The sequence below is a fragment of the Streptomyces sp. NBC_01264 genome (assembly GCF_026340675.1).
Classification (GTDB): Bacteria; Actinomycetota; Actinomycetes; order Streptomycetales; family Streptomycetaceae; genus Streptomyces.
The window spans coordinates 86,313-105,764 of record NZ_JAPEOX010000003.1; the positions used below are offsets into that span (position 1 = coordinate 86,313).

Consider the following 19,452-nt stretch of genomic DNA (forward strand, 5'->3'; position numbering starts at 1 on the left):
CAGCCTTATCGACCTTAAGACCGGTCGCGCTGTTTGTTCTCAATACCTGGTCATGCACGGGTAACCGCCAAATTTTGCGGCGGGGTGGCCCGTCCGTTATTTGCCGGTGGGCGGCCGGTGAGGACGGCCCCGTTACGGTCTGGACAGATCTCCGTGAAACTCCTCGAATTCCAGGGTGTCATGCCGGAAGAAAGCAGGATCGGTCCACAATGAGCAATCTGACCAGCGATGTCGAGCAGCACACCGCGCTGTACGAGGCGGCCTTCAACTCGGGCGACGCCGACGCCGTGAACGAGATGTACACCGACGAGGCCGTCGCGGTCTGGGAGCCGGGCAAGCCCCTCACGGGCCAGGCCCGGAAGGACGCCGTCAAGGAGTTCCTGACCCGCGCGCCGAAGATGAGCGCCAAGCCGCGCCAGACGTTCGTGACCGGAGACACCGCGCTCCTGATCGTCGACTGGTCCATCGCCACCGTGGACGACTCGGGCAACCCCGAGCTGCTGACGGGAGTCGGCGTCGACGTACTGCGCAAGGGTGCGGACGGCAAGTGGCGCTACGCGATCGACGAGCCGTACGGCGAGCAGAAGTAACCCTCACGCTTCCCCGCCCCACGGAAGTCCCCATGACCCAAGAAAGTGGTGTCGCAGACCATGAGCATTCCCGGTATCACCGTCGACTTCGACGTCGACAACCCTGATCTGACCGGTGACGCGGATACCCAGAACGAGATCTTCATCCAGCTCTTCAATTCCGGTGACGGCGCCCTGTTCGACCTCCTCTACCGCGAGGACGCGATATCGAACTTCTCCGGCTCCCCGCTCACCGGGAAGGAGCGCCTGGAGTTCTTCAAGGAGTTCCTCGCGCCGAAGCCCTTCCTCAAGGCCGAGATCACGCACGCCTACGTGGCCGGCGACGTGGCCCTGATCGGCGTGAAGTTCAGCGTCGACAGCACGGGTCCCGAGGGCGAGCCCGTCCGTATCGAGGGCAACTGCACCGATGTGCTCCGTCTTGGCGAGGACGGCCGCTGGCTCATGGCCATCGACCGTCCGGTCGCCGGCACCCTGCTGCCGGAGTAGCCCCGCTTCTCCTGGCCTGCCCGTTCCCTCCCCCCACCCGGGCAGGCCGCTCACCGGACGGCGGGGCCGTCCGGTGAGCGGCCCTTTCAGGACTGGTTCGATCAGGGCCGATAGAAACCGCGAGCGCGGTTCGTACGCTGGACGCTCTTGAGGGGCCGTCAGCAGCGCCCCAGGCATCCACGGAGTGCACATGGCTATACAGGAACGCGCTGTCCGCACACGAGCGGCGGTGCTGCGGTCCGCGGCGGAGATCTTCGACACGGACGGGTTCGTGTCGGCCTCCCTCTCCGCCATCGCCCAGCGGGCAGGAGTGAGCAGCGGCGCCCTCCACTTCCACTTCGCCAACAAGGGCACGCTGGCGGAGGCGATCGAGACGGCGGCCGAACAGCGTCTGCGGCGGATCACCGGCCCCGCGCCGGACGGACCGCAGGACGACGGGTCACAGGGCGAACTCGACCCGATCCAGAACCTCGTGGAGACCTCCCACCACCTCTTCGACCGGCTGACCACCGACATCATCCTGCGCGCCGGGTTCACGCTCGGCTGCGAGCCCGCGTGGCCGAGCCCGGTCGACCTGCACGGCCAGTGGCGGGACTGGATCGAGTCCGCCCTGCGCCGCGCGTCACAGCTGGGCGCGCTCGCCGACGGAACCAAGCCGGAGGACGTCGTCACCGTCGTCGCCGCGTCGACCGTCGGCTTCGAAGCCCTCGGCCGCAAGGATCCCGTCTGGCTCTCCCAGCAACGACTCGGCCAGTTCTGGCAGTTCATCCTCCCCCGTCTGGTGCCACCGGGTACCGGCCCGCTGAAAGGGACGTAGTGGATAGCACGTGGTTCCGGCGCTTCGGAGCGGCCCCCGAGGGCAGCATGCGGTTGGTGTGCTTCCCGCACGCGGGTGGCGCCGCCAGCGCGTTCCTTCCCCTCTCGCGGGCGCTGGGCGGGCGTCTCGACGTGCTGGCCGTCCAGTACCCGGGCCGGCAGGACCGGCGGCGGGAGGAGCCGTACCGCGGCATCGCCGCGCACGCCGACGCCCTCGCCGAGGCCTTGGGTCCGCTGACCGACGGCCCCTACGCCCTGTTCGGGCACAGCATGGGGGCGGTCCTCGCGTACGAGACGGCCCGGCGCCTCGCCGCCGCCGGGCGGCCGGGACCCCTCCGGGTGTTCCTCTCCGGGCGCGGCGCGCCCTCGCCGAGGCCCGGCGCGCACGACCGGCTCGGCAGCGACAAGGAGATCCTGAACGCGGTGCGCGGGCTCGGCGGGACCGGGCACACCGTGCTCGACGACCCGGAGCTGCTCGCCATGGTGATGCCGGCGCTGCGCGCGGACTACGGCGCCCTCGGCGCGTACCGCTGGACCGCCGGGTCCCCTCTCGTCTCCCCCCTCACCGTCCTGGTCGGCGACGCGGACCCCGTGGTGGCGGTCGACGAGGCCGCGGCCTGGCACGACCACACCACCGGTGACTTCGACCTGCGGATCCTGCCCGGCGGTCACTTCTATCTGGACGACCGCACCGACGAGGTCCGCGACATCATCACGACCAGCCTGCTCGTCGCGGGCTCCGCGGCGTGATCCGCAGTACCGGCGCCACCCCTGAGGGCCCCTCCTCCCCCGGCAGTCTGCTGGCCGTCAGCGACCTGCACGTGCGCTACGAGGAGAACCGCGCGATCGTCGAGTCGTTGCGGCCCTCTTCGGAGGAGGACTGGCTGCTCGTCGCGGGCGATGTCGGGGAACACATGGCGGACATCGAGTGGGCCCTGTCCACCCTCGCCGGCCGGTTCCGCAAGGTCGTGTGGGCGCCGGGCAACCACGAACTGTGGACCCCTCCGGACGACCCGGTCCAGGCGCGCGGCGTCGCCCGCTACGAGGCCCTGGTCCAGCTCTGCCGGAGCCTGGGCGTGACCACCCCCGAGGACCCGTACCCGGTGTGGCGCGGGGCGGGCGGTCCCGCGGTGATCGTGCCGCTCTTCCTCCTGTACGACTACAGCTTCCGCCGGCCCGACGTCCGCACCACCGAGGAGGCGCTACGGCGGGCGGCCGACGCGGGGGTCGTCGCGACCGACGAGTTCCTGCTCCACCCCGACCCGTACCCCTCCGTCGGGGACTGGTGCCGGGCCCGCCTCCGGCGGACCGCCGACCGCCTGGACGCGCTCCCCGCCGACCTGCCGACCGTCCTCGTCAGCCACTTCCCGCTGGTGCGCGAGCCCACGGAGGTGCTGCACTACCCGGACTTCGCCCTGTGGTGCGGCACGGAGGCCACCGCCGACTGGCCGGTCCGGTACCGGGCCGCCGCCGTCGTCTACGGCCATCTGCACATCCCGCGGCTCATCCGGAAGCAGGGGATACCGCACTACGAGGTGTCCCTCGGCTACCCGCGCGAGTGGCGCCGGCGCCCCGGGGAACCCGGCCACCCCCTGCAGGTCCTGCCGGCCCCGGCCCCCTCCGGGAGGCAGGGGTGATCGCCTCGTTGCTCCCCGCGCCGGTCGTCACCGCCGAGCTCTTCCACGACCCGCCCGGGGAGTTCGGCCTCTTCCCCGAGGAGGAGCTCGTGGTGGCGGGAGCCGTCACCGGACGCCGCAGGGAGTTCGCCTCGGTCAGGGAGTGTGCCCGCCAGGCCCTGGGCCGGCTCGGGCTGCCGCCGACCCCTCTCCTGCCCGGCGCGCGGGGAGCACCCCGGTGGCCGGACGGCATCGTGGGCAGCATGACGCACTGCCGGGGCTACCGCGCCGCGGCCGTGGCCCGCAGTTCGGACCTGGTGGCGATCGGCTGCGACGCCGAGCCGAACGCGCCGCTGCCCTCGCCGGACACGCTGGAGGCGATCTCGCTCCCCCAGGAGCGGGTCTGGCTGCGCGAGCTCACCGTGCGGCGGCCCGCCGTCTCCTGGGACCGGTTGCTGTTCAGCGCCAAGGAGAGCGTCTACAAGGCCTGGTTCCCCCTGACCGGGCGGCCTCTGGACTTCGACGAGGCCATGATCACACCCGATCCGTCGGCGGGCACCTTCCGCGCCCGGCTCCTGGTTCCCGGCCCCGTGGTGAACGGCGTCCGGGTGACCGCCTTCGACGGACGGTGGCGTACGGGGAACGGGCTGCTGGTGACCGCCATCGGCCTGCGGTCCCCGGAGTTCCCGACGCCCACGCCGCCCCGCCGGCTCCGGGCCACGGGCGCCGGGGCCCATCCACTCGACGACCGGAGGACCTGATGCGCGACCACACCGACGACGCCGACCTCGGCCACGCGTTCCCGAGGTGTCTGGCGTGCGCCCTGCGCTACCCGCCGCTCGGGCTCGCCGGCGCGGACGAGGAGCCCGGGGAGACCCACATCGTCCGCGGCATCGACTGACCACGTGCCGCGGGCCCGGCTCCCCGGGCCCCGGACGGACCGAATCCGGCCGACCCGTGAGGGTCGGCCGGATTCTCCGCTCCACGACCGCGACGGCCGCGCCCGTACGGGCGCGGCCGTCGCGTGTCAGGCCTCCGTCGCCGTGCCGGTGAGGCCGGCCCCGTCGTGGGTGCGGAAGACCAGGCAGGCGCCCCGGAGGGCCCGCTCCAGCTGGTCGATCTCGGCGTCGGTCAGGTACAGCGAGGGCTCGAACCGGAGCGTGTTCACGGCGCTCGCGGTCGGGAAGGTACGGATCCGGTGCTCGCGCATCAGATACCCGGCGACCGTGTAGCCGAGCAGGGGGGCGCTCTCACGGATGGCCTCGGAGCGGGAGCCGGACTGGTCGTGGAACTCCAGGCCGAGCATCAGGCCCCGCCCCCGCACGTCCTTCACCACGTCGGGGAAGTCCGCGCCCACCGCCTCCAGCATCCCGAGCAGCTTCCCGCCGCGCTCGCGCACCGTGCGGTAGGCGGCGCCGTCGTCGGCTTCGAGGATCTCCAGGACCTTCTTGGAGATGAAGCAGGAGAGTGCGTCCTTCGCGAAGGTGGAGCTGTGTACGAGTTCGAACTCGGAACGGTAGCGGGACTGACGCGTGAGCATGACGGACGTCTTCGTTATTCCGCCGCCCAGGCTCTTGGCGAGGGCGTAGTAGTCGCCGCGCAGGCCGAGCGCCGCACTCGCCAGGAAATCGCCGCTCCGGCCCATTCCGCTCTGCACTTCGTCCACGATGACCGGGCAGTCGACCTCGGCACAGGCCCGCTGGATCTCCCGGGCGAATTCCGCGGACAGGGCGCGGATGCCGCCCTCGCCCTGGATCGGTTCCAGGACGAAGGCGCAGAACACCGGGGAGTTCAGCTCGACCACCGACACCGTGCCGTCCTCGACGACCAGGTCGAGCACGGTCGCCCGCTCGCTCTCGAGCGCCGCCTTGAGGGCCTGCGCACTGCCGGCGGGGATGAACCGGGCGGGTGTCGCCAGCGCCGCGAAGGGGGCCCGGTAGCCCTCGTTGTGGGTGAGCTGGACGCTGCCGACCAGCTTGCCGTGGAACCCGCCCTCCAGGGTCAGGAGCACGGGCGGCCGGCCGGTCTGCTCGGCGTTGCGCCGTACGATCTCGGTCGCGAGCGCCTCGAATCCGGCCGCCCCCTCCTGCGCGTCCACGCCGGCCAGGCGGTACGCGTGCGCCGCGACGCCGGCCCCGTCCGCCACCGCCGCACGGGCGGCGGCCAGGTTCCCGTCGAGCCGCTCGCGGAGCTCGGCCAGCCGGATCCCGCGGTCGAGCTCGGCGTGCTTGACGGCCGCCTCGACCGCCTCGGCGCCGGTGTTGGCGAAGATGGCGGAGTAGTTCTCCTCCGTGGCCAGCTCGCGCTGGAGGATCCGGTTGAGGGCGACGGCGACGTCGTTCGCGTACGGATGGCGGGAGAACTGCGCGTGCACCGGGGTCTGGGCCCCGAGCAGCTGCTGCGCGTACGCCGTGATCTCCGGATGGTTGTGCCCCAGGATGAGCGACCCGTACCCGCCCGCGAAATCGAGTACCGGGATCTCTTCGCCACTCTCCCCGAGGTAATAGAGCGTATTTCCCTCGGCCCGCACGTAATCGACGTCGAGGCCGAGCGAGGCCAGCCAACCGAGCATGTACGGTTCCGCGAGCTGCGGATCAGCAGAGACAGTATTCATGCCACCCTCAATTTGACAGTGCCCGACCTAAACGCCCAGATCCTAAGCACGGAGCGCTCATCCCCCCGTGGACGTGCGCTCACGGCACGGTAATCCTCCGCTCCCCCCGGCGCTGCTGAGCGGACAGTTACTCCACGGTTCCTCCCGCACGGGAACCCTCTCGTACATTTCTTCCCATGGATTACATGAAAGGTGCGGCATGAATTCCGTATCCGCTGACGTCGCCGTTCCCCGGGGATATACGGCGAATCCCGCCCCCTTGCGCGAGGTCATGTCCCTGTTCGCGACCGGTGTCACCGTGCTGTCCGTCGGCGGTGAGCACATCCACGGCATGACGGCGAACGCCTTCACGTCGGTCTCCCTCGACCCTCCGTCCGTGCTGTGCTGTGTGGCGCACAGCGCGGTCATGTACGAGGCGATCACCTCCGCCGGGCACTTCGGCGTCTCGATCATGGAGGCCGGTCAGGAGGGTCTGGCCCGCTTCTTCGCCGACAAGAAGCGCCCGCTGGGGCCCGGGCAGTTCACCGGCGTCGACTGGGTCCCCGGCCCGCGAACCGGCGCGCCGCTCCTGAACGGGTCCCTGGCCTGGCTGGAGTGCGAGCTCTCCGCCGCCCACGAGATAGGCGACCACACCGTCTTCATCGGCGACGTGGTCGGCTCGAGCCGTGGCACCGGCGAGGACGGGCTGCTCTTCTTCGGCGGCGCCTTCCACCGCGCGTACTCCCCCGGCCGATGAACTCCGAGGTCGCGGTCGCCGGTTGGGGGTCCGCCATCGGCCCCGGTTTCGCCGAGGCACTGCAGCAGGGACTCGTCCGCGTGGCCCAGCGGGCGTCCCCCGCGCCGCCCATCGCACGCCAGCTCGTCCCCCGGAGGACGGTGCACTCTCCCGAGGGACCGGGCCCAGAATTCCTGGACGCGGTGCTGCGCCGGTTCGAATCGGCCCTCCCGGCCGCGCTGAGCACGACGGTCCGCTGGGACAGCTCGGTGCGACAGGCCCTGAACGACCGGGCCCGTACCGTCCTGGCCGCCGCCTTCGGCACCGAACCCGCGACCGGCGGCGGGCTGTCCGCCCCGCCGGTGCGGCCGGCGCCCCACCACAACGCGGCGGCGGCGGTCCTGCTGATGGAGTGCGCCATGCTCCAGATGATGGAGAGCGGCCGCCTCGACGAGGGTTCTGTGCGGGTCCTCGCCGAGGCGGTCCGGCAGGCCGGTGAGGGCGGGAGCCCGGTGGACCAGTCCGTGTGCTGCTGGCAGGAACAGCGTCGGATCTCCCGCGAGCTGCACGACGATGTCGCCGATGGCGTCACCGCGGCCCGGCAGGCACTGGAGGAGTGCGACGAGCTGCCGGATCCGGTCGCCGCCGACCGGATCGCGGCCGCCCGGGACGCGCTGCGGGACACGGACGCGCGGCTGCGGGACCTGGTCGGCGGGGTACGGGAGCGGTCCGTCGTTCCGCCGCTCGGCGTGGCGCTGCGCGAGTTCGCGGCCGGGGCCGCTCCGGCCGGGGTCCAGGTCACCGTGAAGGTGACGGGCGACGAGGGCCTGCTCCCCGACGTACGGCGCCGGGACCTCTACCTCACGCTCCGCGAGGCGCTGCGCAACAGCTTCGTGCACGCGCGAGCCGGCCGCGTGAAGGTTTCCGTACGGTCCACCCGCTGGTGGGCGTATGCCAGTGTCGAGGACGACGGCCGCGGGTTCGACGTCGAGCGGGTCCTGCGGCCCGGCCACTCCCATCAGGGGTTCCGTTCGATGGCGGAGCGGATGGAGGACGCCGGCGGCCGACTGACCGTCAGCAGTTCGCAGGGCCACGGGGGTCAGGCGGGCCACGGGACCCATGTGGAGGCGCATTTGCCGCTTCAGCCGCATCGGCACGGGGCACGGGTGGGGTCCGCCCATATGTGAGCCCGTATACGAGACCCGTGTACGGGACCCGTAGACGAGACCCGTGTACGGGACCCGTAGACGAGACCCGTCGAATACGTCGTAAGAAGGTATGAGGAGCCGTCGTGCGCAAGGTGCTCATCGCCAACCGTGGCGAAATCGCAGTCCGCGTTGCTCGGGCCTGCCGGGATGCCGGGATCGCGAGCGTAGCCGTCTACGCCGACCCGGACCGGGATGCGTCGCATGTCCGCGCGGCCGACGAAGCTTTCGCGTTGGGCGGTGACACCCCGGCCGCCAGCTACTTGGACATCTCCAAGATCCTGCAGGCCGCAGCCGACTCCGGTGCGGACGCCATCCATCCCGGATACGGCTTCCTCTCCGAGAACGCCGAATTCGCCCAGGCCGTCATCGACGCGGGCCTCATCTGGATCGGCCCGTCCCCGCAGGCCATCCGCGACCTCGGCGACAAGGTCGCCGCCCGCCACATCGCGCTCCGCGCCGGCGCCCCGCTCGTCGCCGGCACCCCCGACCCGGTCTCCGGCTCGGACGAGGTCGTCGCGTTCGCCAAGGAACACGGTCTGCCGATCGCGATCAAGGCCGCCTTCGGCGGCGGCGGCCGCGGTCTGAAGGTCGCCCGGAACCTCGAAGAGGTCCCCGAGCTGTACGACTCCGCCGTGCGTGAGGCCGTGGCCGCGTTCGGGCGTGGCGAGTGCTTCGTGGAGCAGTACCTCGACAAGCCGCGGCATGTGGAGACCCAGTGTCTGGCCGACTCACATGGCAATGTGGTGGTCGTCTCCACCCGTGACTGCTCGCTGCAGCGCCGCCACCAGAAGCTGGTGGAGGAGGCCCCCGCGCCGTTCCTGACGGACGCCCAGAACGCCGAGCTGTACGCCGCGTCGAAGGCGATCCTGAAGGAAGCCGGCTACGTCGGGGCCGGAACGGTGGAGTTCCTGGTGTCCGCCGATGGTCTGATCTCCTTCCTGGAGGTCAATACCCGTCTTCAGGTCGAGCACCCGGTCACCGAAGAGGTCTCCGGCCTCGACCTGGTCCGCGAGATGTTCCGCATCGCGGACGGGGAGGAGCTCGGCTACGGGGACCCCGTCCTGCGCGGTCACTCCTTCGAGTTCCGCATCAACGGTGAGGACCCGGGCCGTGGCTTCCTGCCGGCTCCGGGCACCGTCACTCGGTTCGCCCCGCCGACGGGTCCGGGCGTGCGCCTGGACGCGGGGGTTGAGTCCGGTTCGGTCATCGGACCGGCATGGGACTCGCTGCTCGCCAAGCTCATCGTTACGGGTGCCACGCGCGAGCAGGCCCTGCAGCGGGCGGCGCGCGCGCTGGCCGAGTTCGAGGTGGAGGGCATGGCCACGGCCATCCCCTTCCACCGCGCGGTGGTCGTCGATCCTGCTTTCACGGCCGATCCGTTCACGATCCACACCCGTTGGATCGAGACCGAGTTCGTCAACGAGATCCCGGCGTTCGTGGTCCCCTCCGCGGACGACTCCGAGGACGAGCCGGGCCGCGAGACCGTGGTCGTCGAGGTCGGCGGCAAGCGTCTGGAGGTCTCGCTGCCGCCGTCGCTGGGCATGACCCTGGCCCGTACGGCGGCCGCGGGCGGCGCGAGGCCCAAGCGTCGTGCGGCGCAGAAGTCCGGGCCGGCGGCTTCGGGGGACACGCTGGCCTCGCCCATGCAGGGCACGATCGTGAAGGTCGCGGTCGAGGAGGGGCAGCAGGTCAATGAGGGTGACCTGGTCGTTGTCCTCGAGGCCATGAAGATGGAACAGCCGTTGAACGCGCATCGTTCGGGCACGGTCGTGGGGCTCGCGGCGGAGGTCGGAGCGTCGCTCACCTCCGGCGCGGCCATCTGCGAGATCAAGGACTGACCTCCTGGTCGGGGCCCCGGGCGCGGGGGCGTTCGCCGCTGCGCGGGGCGAGGTCCCCTACCCGCCCTTCCACCGTTCCCAGGGCTCCGCCCTGACCCGGTCCTCAAGCGCCGGACGGGCTGAAAGGCCCCTGGGGCTCCGCCCCAGACCCCGGTCCTCAAACGCCGGACGGCTGGATTTGGCTGCGCGGGGACGAGTAACGTGCCTGATCATGCTCGCTATACGGTTCGACCGGTTCGGCGGTCCCGAGGTGCTCATGGCCGTCGATGTGCCCGCCCCGGTTCCCGGGCCCGGCGAGGTGCTGATCACCGTGGAGGCGGCCGGCGTCAACTTCGCCGACACGTTCCAGGTGGACGGGTCCTACCTCTCCCCCGGCCTGCTGCCCCACATCCCCGGCAGCGAGGTCGTCGGCCGGACCGAGGACGGACGCCGGGTCCTCGCCAAGGTCACCCACGGGTACGCGGAACAGGTGGTCGCCCCGGAGTCGGCCCTGGTGGAGATCCCCGAGGAACTGGACGCCTCCCGGGCTCTCGCCCTGCTGATGCAGGGGGTCACCGCCTGGCACCTGCTGCGCTCCGCCGCCTGGTTGCGACCCGGTGAGAGCGTCGTCGTGCACTCCGCCGCGGGCGGCGTGGGCAGCCTCGCGGTCCAGTTGGCCCGGGAGTTCGGGGCGGGCCGCGTCCTGGCGCAGGCGTCCACGCCGGAGAAGGAGCGGATCGCCTTGGATCTGGGCGCCGACGAGGTCGCCCGGTATCCGCTGGCGCTGCGTGCGGACGTGATCCTGGACGCGGCCGGCGGCAGCCTCTTCGACCACGCGCTCGGCTCCCTCGCCGACTTCGGCCGACTCGTCACCTACGGCAACGCGTCCCGTACCGCGTTCGCCGCGCTCGACCCGGCACGGCTGAGCCGGCTCAACGCCGCCGTCGTCGGCTTCTGGCTGCGGCCCACGCTGGCTCGTCCGGGGGCCCTGCGCGAGCCGTTGGAGGAGCTCTTCGCGCTCACCCTCCAGGGGCGGCTGCGTCCGGTGACCGGCGCCGACTACCCGCTCGCCGAGGCCCGTACGGCCCACACCGACCTGCGGGAGCGCCGTACGACGGGCAAGGTCGTGCTCCGGCCCTGAAAGCCGGCTGAAGGCCGCGTGCGAGGAACTCCGCACGCGGCCTTCGTCGAGGGCCGGCGGTCTAGAAGAACTCGGTGTCGGGGTCGAGTCCGACGAGCACCCGGCCGTACGCCTCGAAACCGCCGAGCGGCGCCATCAGGCCGTGCAGCGCGAGCCCCTGGATGTCCCGGTGCACGCGCTGGAACGGCTGGGAGCGCTGGATGACCGAAGCACCGCTGACCGAGTGCAGGATGTCGACGGACTCCTTCGCCAGCAGGACCGCGTAGGCGATCTGGCTGCGGATCTCCACCCGGTCGTTCACGGACATGCGTTCGTCCGCGTCCGCGGCGCCCTGCATGCGCAGGGTCCAGCTGTCGGCCAGTGCCTGGGCCGCGGAGATCTTGTTGGCGGCGGCGGCGACCTGGAACTGGATGTGCGGGTGTGCGCTCTGCTCTTCCCAGTGCGTGTAGGCGATGCCCTTGCCGGGCAGCCGGGCGAGGAAGAGTTCGAGGCCGGCCCGGGCCATTCCGACGTAGGCCGCCGCGGACAGTGCCATCACGTACGCGGTGAGTCCGTACTCGCGGCCGCTCCCCGCGGTGTGGGCACGGCCGGGGACCTGGCCCTCCAGCACCTCCATCCCGTCCACGACCCGGTGGGCCGGGACGAAGAGGTCGGTGACGGAGGAGGTGCAACTGCCGGTACCCGCGGCCGAGGTGACGTCCCAGTCGTCGGCGAGGGTCATCGCGTCGGCGGGCACCACCGCGTAGACCTCCTCGTGCACGCCGTCGGTGCGGTCGACGAGGGCGGCGAGAATGTTCCAGTCGGCGCCGCGGATGCCGGTGTTGAAGCGCCAGCTTCCGTTCAGGAGGAAGCCGCCCTCGGTGCGGGTCGCCCGGCCGGTGGGGGTGAAGCCTCCGGAGACCTTCAGCGAACCCCCACTGGTCGCGTAGATCTCCTCCTGCGCGAGGTCGGGGTACTGGGAGATGATCCAGGCGCTGGAGATCCAGGCGTTGGCCACCCATCCCGTGGAGCCGCAGCCGCGAGCTATCTCGGCGATGATCGCGAACTGGTCGGCGAGCGGCAGGTCCAGCCCGCCGAACCTGCGCGGAACCGCGGACCGGAAGACGCCGGCCTGATCCAGCAGGTCGAGGTTCTCCTGCGCGAGCCAGCCGCGTTCCTCGGTCAGGCGCCCGTTCTCACGGAGTACGGGTGCTATCTCCCGAACCGCTTTCAGTACCGTGCCGGTGTCGATGTCGACCGTGGCCATCCTGCCTCCTCTGCCGCGATATTCATTCGATTCGGCCCCGACTGTACCGGCGTTCCATTGCACTACTTCCGGAATTCCCTCACACCTCGATCATTGCCGGGACTTTGAATTGATGAGCGTCCGGTTACCGCGATATGGGATTCTTGAAGGTTCCCGGCGGAGTCCGCATGCTCGTCACACGCCCTCGGCACGGGCCCGGCGCGGACAGGGGCCGATTCACCTGCCCGCGCCGGGAGTCGGAGCCAGCGGTCAGCGCCCGCTCTCGTCGGTCCAGATGCGGCTGCTGAGGTCCGAGCCCCGGAGCACCTGCACCCGCCAGGGATCGATGCGCAGGACGTGGTACTTGGGGTCCTCGGGGCCGCCGCGCCAGAAGTTGAGCGGGTTGTAGCCGACGCCCGCGGGGCTTCCCTTGCGGTAGAGGTCCCAGGCGTACTGCCTGGTTTCCTGGTCCTCGGCCCAGGCGGAGACGCTGTCGACGAACACCGCGTTCTGGCGGGGGGACCAGTACGAGTAGGTGGTGTGCGGGTTGTTGGCCAGATGGGCGACCTTGACGGGTGTCTTGTAGGCGGCCAGCCAGCCGACCGGCTTTCCGTCGACCACTTCCCAGATGGGCAGGAGCACCCGGGCCCGGGGGCGCGATTTTCTGTCCACCGTGATCATGGTGCAGTAGACGATGTCCTGGATGTAGGAGAAGAACTTGTCTTCGATTTCCGAGAAGGATTCCACGCTGGTAGCCATATCTATTCCTCTCGGCATCCGACTCTTTACGGCGAGGGCCATTGGAAGGCCCCTTCCGGCATCAGCATGCGACACGGCCGCCGGTCACGGAAGAAGGCACTTCGAAGTCACCGACTTATCTCGCGGATACCGTCGGGGACGTGGGGGGACGTGAGGCGGAACGGATCGATGACGCGGACGCACGACCCTCGGCGGCATGGACGTTCAGGGGTCTCGCGGGCCATGTGCGCGCCGGCGTCGATCCGTTCCGTCAGGTCCCGGGCCCTGACCGGCGCCCCGCTCCCAGAATTGCCGGGCCCACTTCGAATTCCCCGCCGCTCACGGGTTTCCGCATTTCCCGGCCACCCTGGAGGGGATTCCCTTCACGCACTGCTCAAGATTCTTTCAAGGTACCGGTGCGAGAGTAGGGAAATCCGAATATACGGTCAAACCTTGGAGCGGGGGGCAATGAGGTTCAGATTGCTGGGGCCGTTGGACGCGATATCGGCAGACGGACCCGTTGCCCTGGGAGGCACGAAGCAGCGCGCGACGCTCGGATATCTGCTGCTGCACGCCAACCGCGTGGTGGCGACGAGCAAGCTCGTGGACGTCCTGTGGGAAACGGAGGACGCACCGGCCACGGCCCGGAAGATCCTGCACAACGCGATATGGGGACTGCGGACGATCCTGACCGAAGGCGCCGGGCCGGCCTCCCCCGGTGCGCCGGAACTCGTGACCAAGGCGCCGGGCTACATGCTGCGTGTCGATCCGGACGATGTGGATCTCCTGGTCTTCCGCCGATGGGTGGCCGCCGGCCGGGCCGAACTGGCCGCTGGTTCACCGGACGAGGCCTCGCGGCTGCTGAAGAAGGGGCTCGACCTCTGGGGAGGCCCGCTCCTCGCCGATCTGGCCGAGTCGGGCATCGCCTGGCCGGAGCTGGACGCCGCTCGCCGGGACCGGCTCGATGTCCTGGAGGACTTCTTCGAGGCCGAACTGGAGTGCGGTCGCCATCACTCCGTGCTCGGCGAGCTGACGATGATGGCCGAGGCCGAGCCGTGGCGCGAGCGGGCGCGCGGGCAGTTGATGCTGGCACTGTACCGCTGCGGACGGCAGGCCGACGCGCTGAACGTCTACGAGCGGGGACGGTCCTCGCTGGTGGAGAACCTCGGTCTGGAACCGGGCCACGGCCTGCGTACGCTCCAGCACGCGATCCTGACCCACGACCCCGTGCTGGCCGCGGAGGTACCGGCTCCACCGCGCGAGGTCGTCACTGCGGCCGTCACCGCGGCCGTCACCGCGGCCGTCGCACCCCGCGCCCCGGTCGAACAGCCCGCTCCCGCCCCGCTGGTGGTGCCGCGCCAGGGCCGCGCGACCGTGACGGAGCGGATTCCCGTGAGCGCCCTGCTCGTGGGGCTCCGGCTGGGCAGTCTCGACGAGGCGTCCCCCCGGGAGATCGACGCGGCCCTCCACACCGTCGAGGACGTCATCACCCGGTTCGGCGGCACCGTGGTCGCCGCGATCGGATCGGTCACGTTGGCCCTCTTCGGCGTCCACGGACCCGGGGAGGACGATCCCGAACGGGCCGTGCGGGCCGCCCTGACCCTGCGCGAGAGGTTCTCGATCGACACGCAGACGGCCCTCAGGGCCGCGGTGACCACCGGCAGGGCCCTGGTCCGGCTCGATCCGGAGGCCGAGGTCGGTCGCCCGTCGGCCATCGGAGCCGTGCTGGACGACGGCCGGGCCATGCTGGCACGGGTGCCGGACGGCGAGGTGTGGATGAGCGGTGCGGCGCGCCTGGCGACCACGGCGTCCGTCGCGGCGAAGCCGGCCGCCGGCTCCCAGGACGGGTGGCAGGTCTTGGGGCTGGTGGGGGACGAAGCAGGTTTCCGTACCGACCGCGAGCACGAGCTGGGGGTGCTGAACGGTCTGCTCGACTGGGCCCGGCACAGCTCCGTTCCCCATCTGGTGACCGTCCTCGGCGCGCCGGGCGTCGGCAAGTCCCATCTGCTGGCGGAGTTCGAGCGCAGCATCGCCGTGCAGTCGCCGGCGACCGCGCGCGTACTGAGCGCCCGGGCCACCGGCCGGGGTGAGCCGCTGTCCGTGGCCGGGCTGATCCTCTCCGGCTACTGCGGTGTGCTGGCCGAGGACGCGGCCGAGGTCTCCCGGGCCAAACTCGCCACGGCCGTCTGGCGTCTGCCCCTGCCCAAGGCACGCCGCGTCCACGTGTACCAACGCCTCCTGCCGCTCCTGCCCTCGGGCGGCTCGTCGGTGCACCCGGCCGACCGGGGCGAGGTCCTGAACGTGTGGGCGGAGCTCCTCGCGGCGGCCGCCGCGCTCGAACCGGTCGTGGTCTTCGTCGACGACGCCCACAAGGCGGCGGACGTCGTACTGGACCGGCTCGAGTCGCTGTCCGACGGCGCGGGCACGGCCCCGTTGCTCACCGTCGCCACGGCCCGGCCGGAGCTGCTCGACCGCCGCCCCGGCTGGGGCGGCGGAAAGCACCGCGCGTCGACGCTGACCCTGCTGCCTCCGCGGACGGACCGGTCCGCGGTTCCCCCGGCGGCCGATCCGTACGCTCCGGCGCGCGGACGGAAGGTCGCCGTGTGAGGTCGCGGGACCGCGAAGGGGCCCCGCCGGTGATCCGGCGGGGCCCCGGCACGTCGGGCCTGAAGGGAACCCGGGGAACTCAGACGTTCCAGACGCCCCGCGCGGCGGCGTCCTTCACGAAGTCGGAGAAGTCCCGGGGCTCACGGCCCAGCACGCGACGGACCGTGTCCGTGGGGGTGGCGTTCTTGTCGTCGCGGATCTGGGCGACGAGATCGGCGACGAAGAGCGCGTAGTCGGCGGGTACGTCGTAGCCCACGAGCTCGTCCACGTAGGCCTGGTGCTCGACGGGGACGTAGCGGATGTCCCGGCCGGTGGCCCGGGCGATCTCGCTGACGGCTTCGTCCAGGGTCAGGGCCCGGGCGCCGCTCAGCTCGTAGGTCTGTCCGGCGTGGCCGTCCTCCAGGAGGGCCTCGACCGCGACGGCGGCGACGTCCTCGGCGTCGACGAACGGCTCGCGGCCCGACCCCGCGGGCAGGGACAGCTCACCGGCGCGGACACCGTCCAGCAGGACGCCCTCGTCGAAGTTCTGGAAGAACCAGTTGGGCCGCAGCACGGTCCACTCGGCACCGGACTCCTGGACGGCGCGCTCGCCGGCTATCAGGGACTTGCCGCCGACCGGCTCGCTCACCCGGGCCTGGAGCAGCACCAGCCGGCGGACCCCGCTGTCGACGGCGAGGCCGGACAGCTTGCGCAGGGCCGCATCGGCGTCCCAGACACCGGGCTTGTCCTGCGCGTCCACCAGGTAGGCGACGTCGACGCCGGCGAGCGCGGGCTCCCAGGTGCCGGCGTCGTCCCAGTCGAAGCGGACGTCTCCGGAGCGGCTGGCGGCGCGGACGGTGGCCCCGCGCTCCTTCAGCTGGTTCACGACGCGGCGGCCGGTCTTTCCCGTGCCGCCGAGGACGAGGACGGTGGTGTCGGTCATGGCAATGGGCCTTCCTGGAAGGGGGATGTACGAGACCGGGCCGCCCGCGCGTGCGGGCGGCCCGGTGGCCGGAGCGTTCCGGTCATCCGGAACGGTGGATCACAGGAACGGGGTGTCGGGGGCGAGACCGAGGATGGCCCGTCCGTGCACTTCCTGGTTGGTGTTGAAGGCGAACAGGGCGTGCAGGGCCAGGCCCTGGATGTCCCGGTGGAACCGCTGGAACGGCACGTCGCGCATGATCACCGAGGCACCGGCGGCCTCGAACAGCCCGTCGACGGCTTCCTTCGCGAGCTGGATGGCGTAGCCGGCCTTGCCCCGGGCTGCGGCACGCTCGTCCACGGAGGGGCTCGTGCCGGCGTCGGCGTGCTGCTGGAGCTGACGCAGCCAGGTCTCCTGGAGCGCCTCGGCGGCCGCGATCTTGTTGGCGGCGACGGCGACCTGGATCTGGGTGACCGGCGACTGACTCTGGTCGGTCCAGGAGGTGTAGGTGATGCCGCGGCCCGGCAGCCGGTCCAGGAACAGCTCGTAGGCGCCCTTGGCCATCCCGATGTACGCGGAGGCGCCCTGTGCCATGAAGAAGGGGACGAAGGCGTAGTTGGTGCCGGTGGCGCCGGTGTTGGAGCGGTCGCCGGTGGTGCCGCCGAGCACCTCGATCAGGCTGACCACCCGGTGGGCCGGGACCGTCACGTTCTCGGCGCTGACCGTGGAGCTGCCGGTGCCCGCGGCGGACGAGGCGTGCCAGTCGTCGGCGATGCTCAGCTCGCTGAACGGGACGAGGGCCGCATAGGGGGCCGGGGTCCCGTCCGGTCCGGTGAGCAGAGCGGACAGCAGCGCCCAGTTCGCACCCCGGGAGCCGGAGATCCACTTCCAGGAGCCGCTGAGGGTGTACGAGCCTTCGCCCGCCGTCAGCGTGCCGGAGGGGGTGAAGCCGGTGGAGACGCGCACCGCGCCGCCGGCGTAGACCTCCTCCTGGGCCTTGTCGGGGAAGAGGCTGGGAACCCAGGAGCTGGACACCCAGATCATCGAGACCCAGCCGGTGGCCGTGTCGGCGCGGGCTATCTCGCTCAGGATCCTGACCTGGTCGGCGACCGGCGCCTCGAGGCCACCGAAGCGGCGCGGGACCGCCAGGCGGTACACGCCGGCCTTGTCGAGCAGCTCGATGTTCTCGTCGGGAATCCAGCGACGGTCCTCGGCCTCGGGCCCGCTCGTGCGGAGCGTGGCGACGAGGGCTGTCACCTCGTCCAGCACCGCGGTGACGGCACTGTCGGTCGTGGTCATCCTGTCTCCTAAAAATTTGCCGCAGCAACTTTACGGCGCGTGTTTTCTTTTACGCCGACGGGCATTCGTATTCTCTCCGAAGACGGGTCATGTACAGGTAATCCGGCAGTCTCGACAAAGGGTTGAGCAGGCGGTTACCGAGGAATGTGGCCGCACATGAAATGGCATTGCCCTGACCTCCAGGGGGATGGAGGCCAGGGCAATGCTGTCCGTGCGCGCCGGCTGGTTCGCAGGCGCGAGAACTACCTGGACACCTCCACGGGCGCCGCCGGAGCGGGCACCTCGACGGGTGCGGGGGCGGCGTCGTCCGCCCCGGCCCGGCTGCGCAGGCCGAAGGCGCTGATGAAGGCCGCGACGAGGGCGGCGACCAGCGGCACGACCAGGGCGGCCTGGTAGCCGTCGAGCAGGGCGGCCGGGGACGTACCGTCCGTGGCCGCGATGTTGACGGCGGCCACGGAGGACAGGCCGAGCGCGGCACCGAACTGGAAGGACGTGTACAGCAGACCGCCGGCGACGCCCTGCTCCTCCTCCGCGATGCCGTCGGTGGCGACGATGGTGAGCGGTCCGTAGGCCAGGGAGAAGGCCAGGCCCAGGATGATCAGGCTCGGGAACATCGCCAGGTAGGTCCAGTCCGCGCCGATCGGCAGGAACAGGGCGTAGGACAGGGCCGCGAGGAGCAGACCGCCGAAGATCACCCGGGCGTTGCCGAACTTGGCCACGAGCTTGGGAGTAAGGGTGGGCGAGAGGATCGCGTCCACACCGATGACGATGAGGGCGAAGCTGGTCTGCAGGGTCGACCAGCCGCGCAGTTCCTGCAGGTAGAGCACCGCGATGAACTGGAAGCCGAAGAAGCCCGCGGCGAAGAGCATGCCGGCCAGGTTCGCCCGGACCAGCGAGCCGCTGCGGAAGATGCCCAGGCGCACCAGGGGCGAGGACGAGTTGCGCTCGATGGCGATGAAGGCCAGGAAGAGGATCAGGCTGACCCCGATCGTGGCGGTCGTCACGGCCGCGGAGGCGTGCGTGGCCCGCTCGACGCCGAAGACGAGGAGCAGGATGCCGCCGGTGACGGTGATCGCGCCCGCCAGGTCGACGCCCTGGCCCGTACGGTCCGGACGCGCCGACTTGGGGATGAGCGCGATCGCGGCGATGAGGATCAGGAGCGAGAGGATGACCGGCGCGAAGAAGACCCAGCGCCAGTTGACGGCGGCCAGCAGACCGCCGACGACCAGGCCGATGGAGAAGCCGCCGGCAGCGGTGCCGGAGTAGACGAGCAGGGCCTTGTTGCGCTGCGGGCCTTCGTCGAAGCTGGTGGTGATGATGGACAGGCCCGCCGGGGTCATGAAGGCGGCGGCGACACCGGTGACGAAGCGGGCGACGATCAGCATCCAGCCTTCGGTGGCGAAACCGCCCAGGCCGGAGAAGAGCAGGAAGACGACGAGCCAGAAGACGAACATCTGGCGGCGTCCGAACAGGTCCGCGGCCCGGCCGCCCAGCAGCATGAAGCCGCCGTAGCCGAGCACGTAGGCGCTCATCACCCACTGGAGCATGCCGGTGGACATGTCCAGGTCCTCGCGGATCGAAGGCAGCGCCACGTTGAGCATGGCCACGTCGATGCCTTCGAGGAAGATCGCGCCACACAGCACGAACAGCACGCCCCATGCGCGCCCGCTCATACGGTC

18 protein-coding genes are annotated in these 19,452 nt (G+C 71.0%); 12 read left to right on the plus strand and 6 right to left on the minus strand.

The window, feature by feature from the left end; genetic code table 11:
• The first annotated feature begins 209 nt into the window (after positions 1-209).
• From OG435_RS44250 to OG435_RS44280, 7 genes are all read left to right on the plus strand, one after another.
• On the plus strand, positions 210-590 hold the full coding sequence (locus OG435_RS44250) for a YybH family protein (protein ID WP_266886726.1): 381 nt from the start codon (positions 210-212) through the stop codon (positions 588-590).
• A 60-nt stretch (positions 591-650) separates the two neighbouring features.
• Positions 651-1,076: a YybH family protein gene (locus OG435_RS44255; protein WP_266886728.1), complete on the plus strand. Its 426-nt coding sequence runs from the start codon at positions 651-653 to the stop codon at positions 1,074-1,076.
• 190 nt (positions 1,077-1,266) lie between these two features.
• A complete protein-coding gene (locus OG435_RS44260; RefSeq protein ID WP_266886730.1) occupies positions 1,267-1,893 on the plus strand; it encodes a ScbR family autoregulator-binding transcription factor in 627 nt (208 codons plus the stop codon).
• Positions 1,893-2,642, plus strand: a complete 750-nt coding sequence (locus OG435_RS44265) for a thioesterase II family protein (protein ID WP_323188032.1) — start codon at positions 1,893-1,895, stop codon at positions 2,640-2,642. The genes OG435_RS44260 and OG435_RS44265 overlap by 1 nt, the downstream gene beginning before the upstream one ends.
• Positions 2,639-3,529, plus strand: a complete 891-nt coding sequence (locus OG435_RS44270; RefSeq protein WP_266886732.1) for a metallophosphoesterase family protein — start codon at positions 2,639-2,641, stop codon at positions 3,527-3,529. Before OG435_RS44265 ends, OG435_RS44270 begins: the two co-directional genes overlap by 4 nt.
• Positions 3,526-4,269 carry a 4'-phosphopantetheinyl transferase family protein gene (locus OG435_RS44275; protein WP_266886734.1) on the plus strand — a complete coding sequence of 248 codons (744 nt, stop codon included), beginning with the start codon at positions 3,526-3,528 and terminating at the stop codon, positions 4,267-4,269. Before OG435_RS44270 ends, OG435_RS44275 begins: the two co-directional genes overlap by 4 nt.
• Complete coding sequence (locus tag OG435_RS44280; RefSeq protein WP_266886736.1) at positions 4,269-4,409, plus strand: hypothetical protein; 141 nt, start codon at positions 4,269-4,271, stop codon at positions 4,407-4,409. Before OG435_RS44275 ends, OG435_RS44280 begins: the two co-directional genes overlap by 1 nt.
• Positions 4,410-4,535: 126 nt before the next feature.
• Here the strand turns inward: OG435_RS44280 and OG435_RS44285 are convergent, their stop codons facing one another.
• Entirely contained in the window at positions 4,536-6,122 is a 1,587-nt protein-coding gene (locus tag OG435_RS44285) for an aspartate aminotransferase family protein (protein ID WP_266886738.1), read from the minus strand.
• A 199-nt stretch (positions 6,123-6,321) separates the two neighbouring features.
• Between OG435_RS44285 and OG435_RS44290 the strand changes: the two genes are divergently transcribed.
• The 4 genes from OG435_RS44290 to OG435_RS44305 all read left to right on the plus strand — a co-directional run bounded on the left by OG435_RS44290 (position 6,322) and on the right by OG435_RS44305 (position 11,003).
• A complete protein-coding gene (locus OG435_RS44290; RefSeq protein WP_266886740.1) occupies positions 6,322-6,858 on the plus strand; it encodes a flavin reductase family protein in 537 nt (178 codons plus the stop codon).
• Positions 6,855-8,024: a sensor histidine kinase gene (locus OG435_RS44295; protein WP_266886742.1), complete on the plus strand. Its 1,170-nt coding sequence runs from the start codon at positions 6,855-6,857 to the stop codon at positions 8,022-8,024. The genes OG435_RS44290 and OG435_RS44295 overlap by 4 nt, the downstream gene beginning before the upstream one ends.
• A gap of 104 nt (positions 8,025-8,128) precedes the next feature.
• Positions 8,129-9,883, plus strand: coding sequence for an acetyl/propionyl/methylcrotonyl-CoA carboxylase subunit alpha (locus tag OG435_RS44300; protein ID WP_266886744.1), 1,755 nt, complete (start codon positions 8,129-8,131; stop codon positions 9,881-9,883).
• A gap of 211 nt (positions 9,884-10,094) precedes the next feature.
• Positions 10,095-11,003: a quinone oxidoreductase family protein gene (locus OG435_RS44305; protein WP_266886746.1), complete on the plus strand. Its 909-nt coding sequence runs from the start codon at positions 10,095-10,097 to the stop codon at positions 11,001-11,003.
• A gap of 61 nt (positions 11,004-11,064) precedes the next feature.
• On the opposite strand, the gene OG435_RS44310 is transcribed toward OG435_RS44305, so the two are convergent.
• A complete protein-coding gene (locus tag OG435_RS44310; RefSeq protein WP_266886748.1) occupies positions 11,065-12,249 on the minus strand; it encodes an acyl-CoA dehydrogenase family protein in 1,185 nt (394 codons plus the stop codon).
• A 249-nt stretch (positions 12,250-12,498) separates the two neighbouring features.
• Positions 12,499-12,987 (minus strand): pyridoxamine 5'-phosphate oxidase family protein, encoded by a 489-nt coding sequence (locus OG435_RS44315; RefSeq protein WP_266886750.1) that lies wholly within the window; start codon positions 12,985-12,987, stop codon positions 12,499-12,501.
• A gap of 447 nt (positions 12,988-13,434) precedes the next feature.
• On the opposite strand from OG435_RS44315, the gene OG435_RS44320 reads away from it, so the two are divergent.
• On the plus strand, positions 13,435-15,573 hold the full coding sequence (locus tag OG435_RS44320; RefSeq protein ID WP_266886752.1) for a BTAD domain-containing putative transcriptional regulator: 2,139 nt from the start codon (positions 13,435-13,437) through the stop codon (positions 15,571-15,573).
• A gap of 79 nt (positions 15,574-15,652) precedes the next feature.
• On the opposite strand, the gene OG435_RS44325 is transcribed toward OG435_RS44320, so the two are convergent.
• From OG435_RS44325 to OG435_RS44335, 3 genes are all read right to left on the minus strand, one after another.
• Entirely contained in the window at positions 15,653-16,495 is an 843-nt protein-coding gene (locus OG435_RS44325; RefSeq protein ID WP_266886754.1) for an NAD(P)H-binding protein, read from the minus strand.
• A 99-nt stretch (positions 16,496-16,594) separates the two neighbouring features.
• Complete coding sequence (locus OG435_RS44330; protein WP_266886756.1) at positions 16,595-17,773, minus strand: acyl-CoA dehydrogenase family protein; 1,179 nt, start codon at positions 17,771-17,773, stop codon at positions 16,595-16,597.
• A 242-nt stretch (positions 17,774-18,015) separates the two neighbouring features.
• Positions 18,016-19,446: an MFS transporter gene (locus OG435_RS44335; RefSeq protein WP_266887147.1), complete on the minus strand. Its 1,431-nt coding sequence runs from the start codon at positions 19,444-19,446 to the stop codon at positions 18,016-18,018.
• Positions 19,447-19,452: the final 6 nt, after the last annotated feature.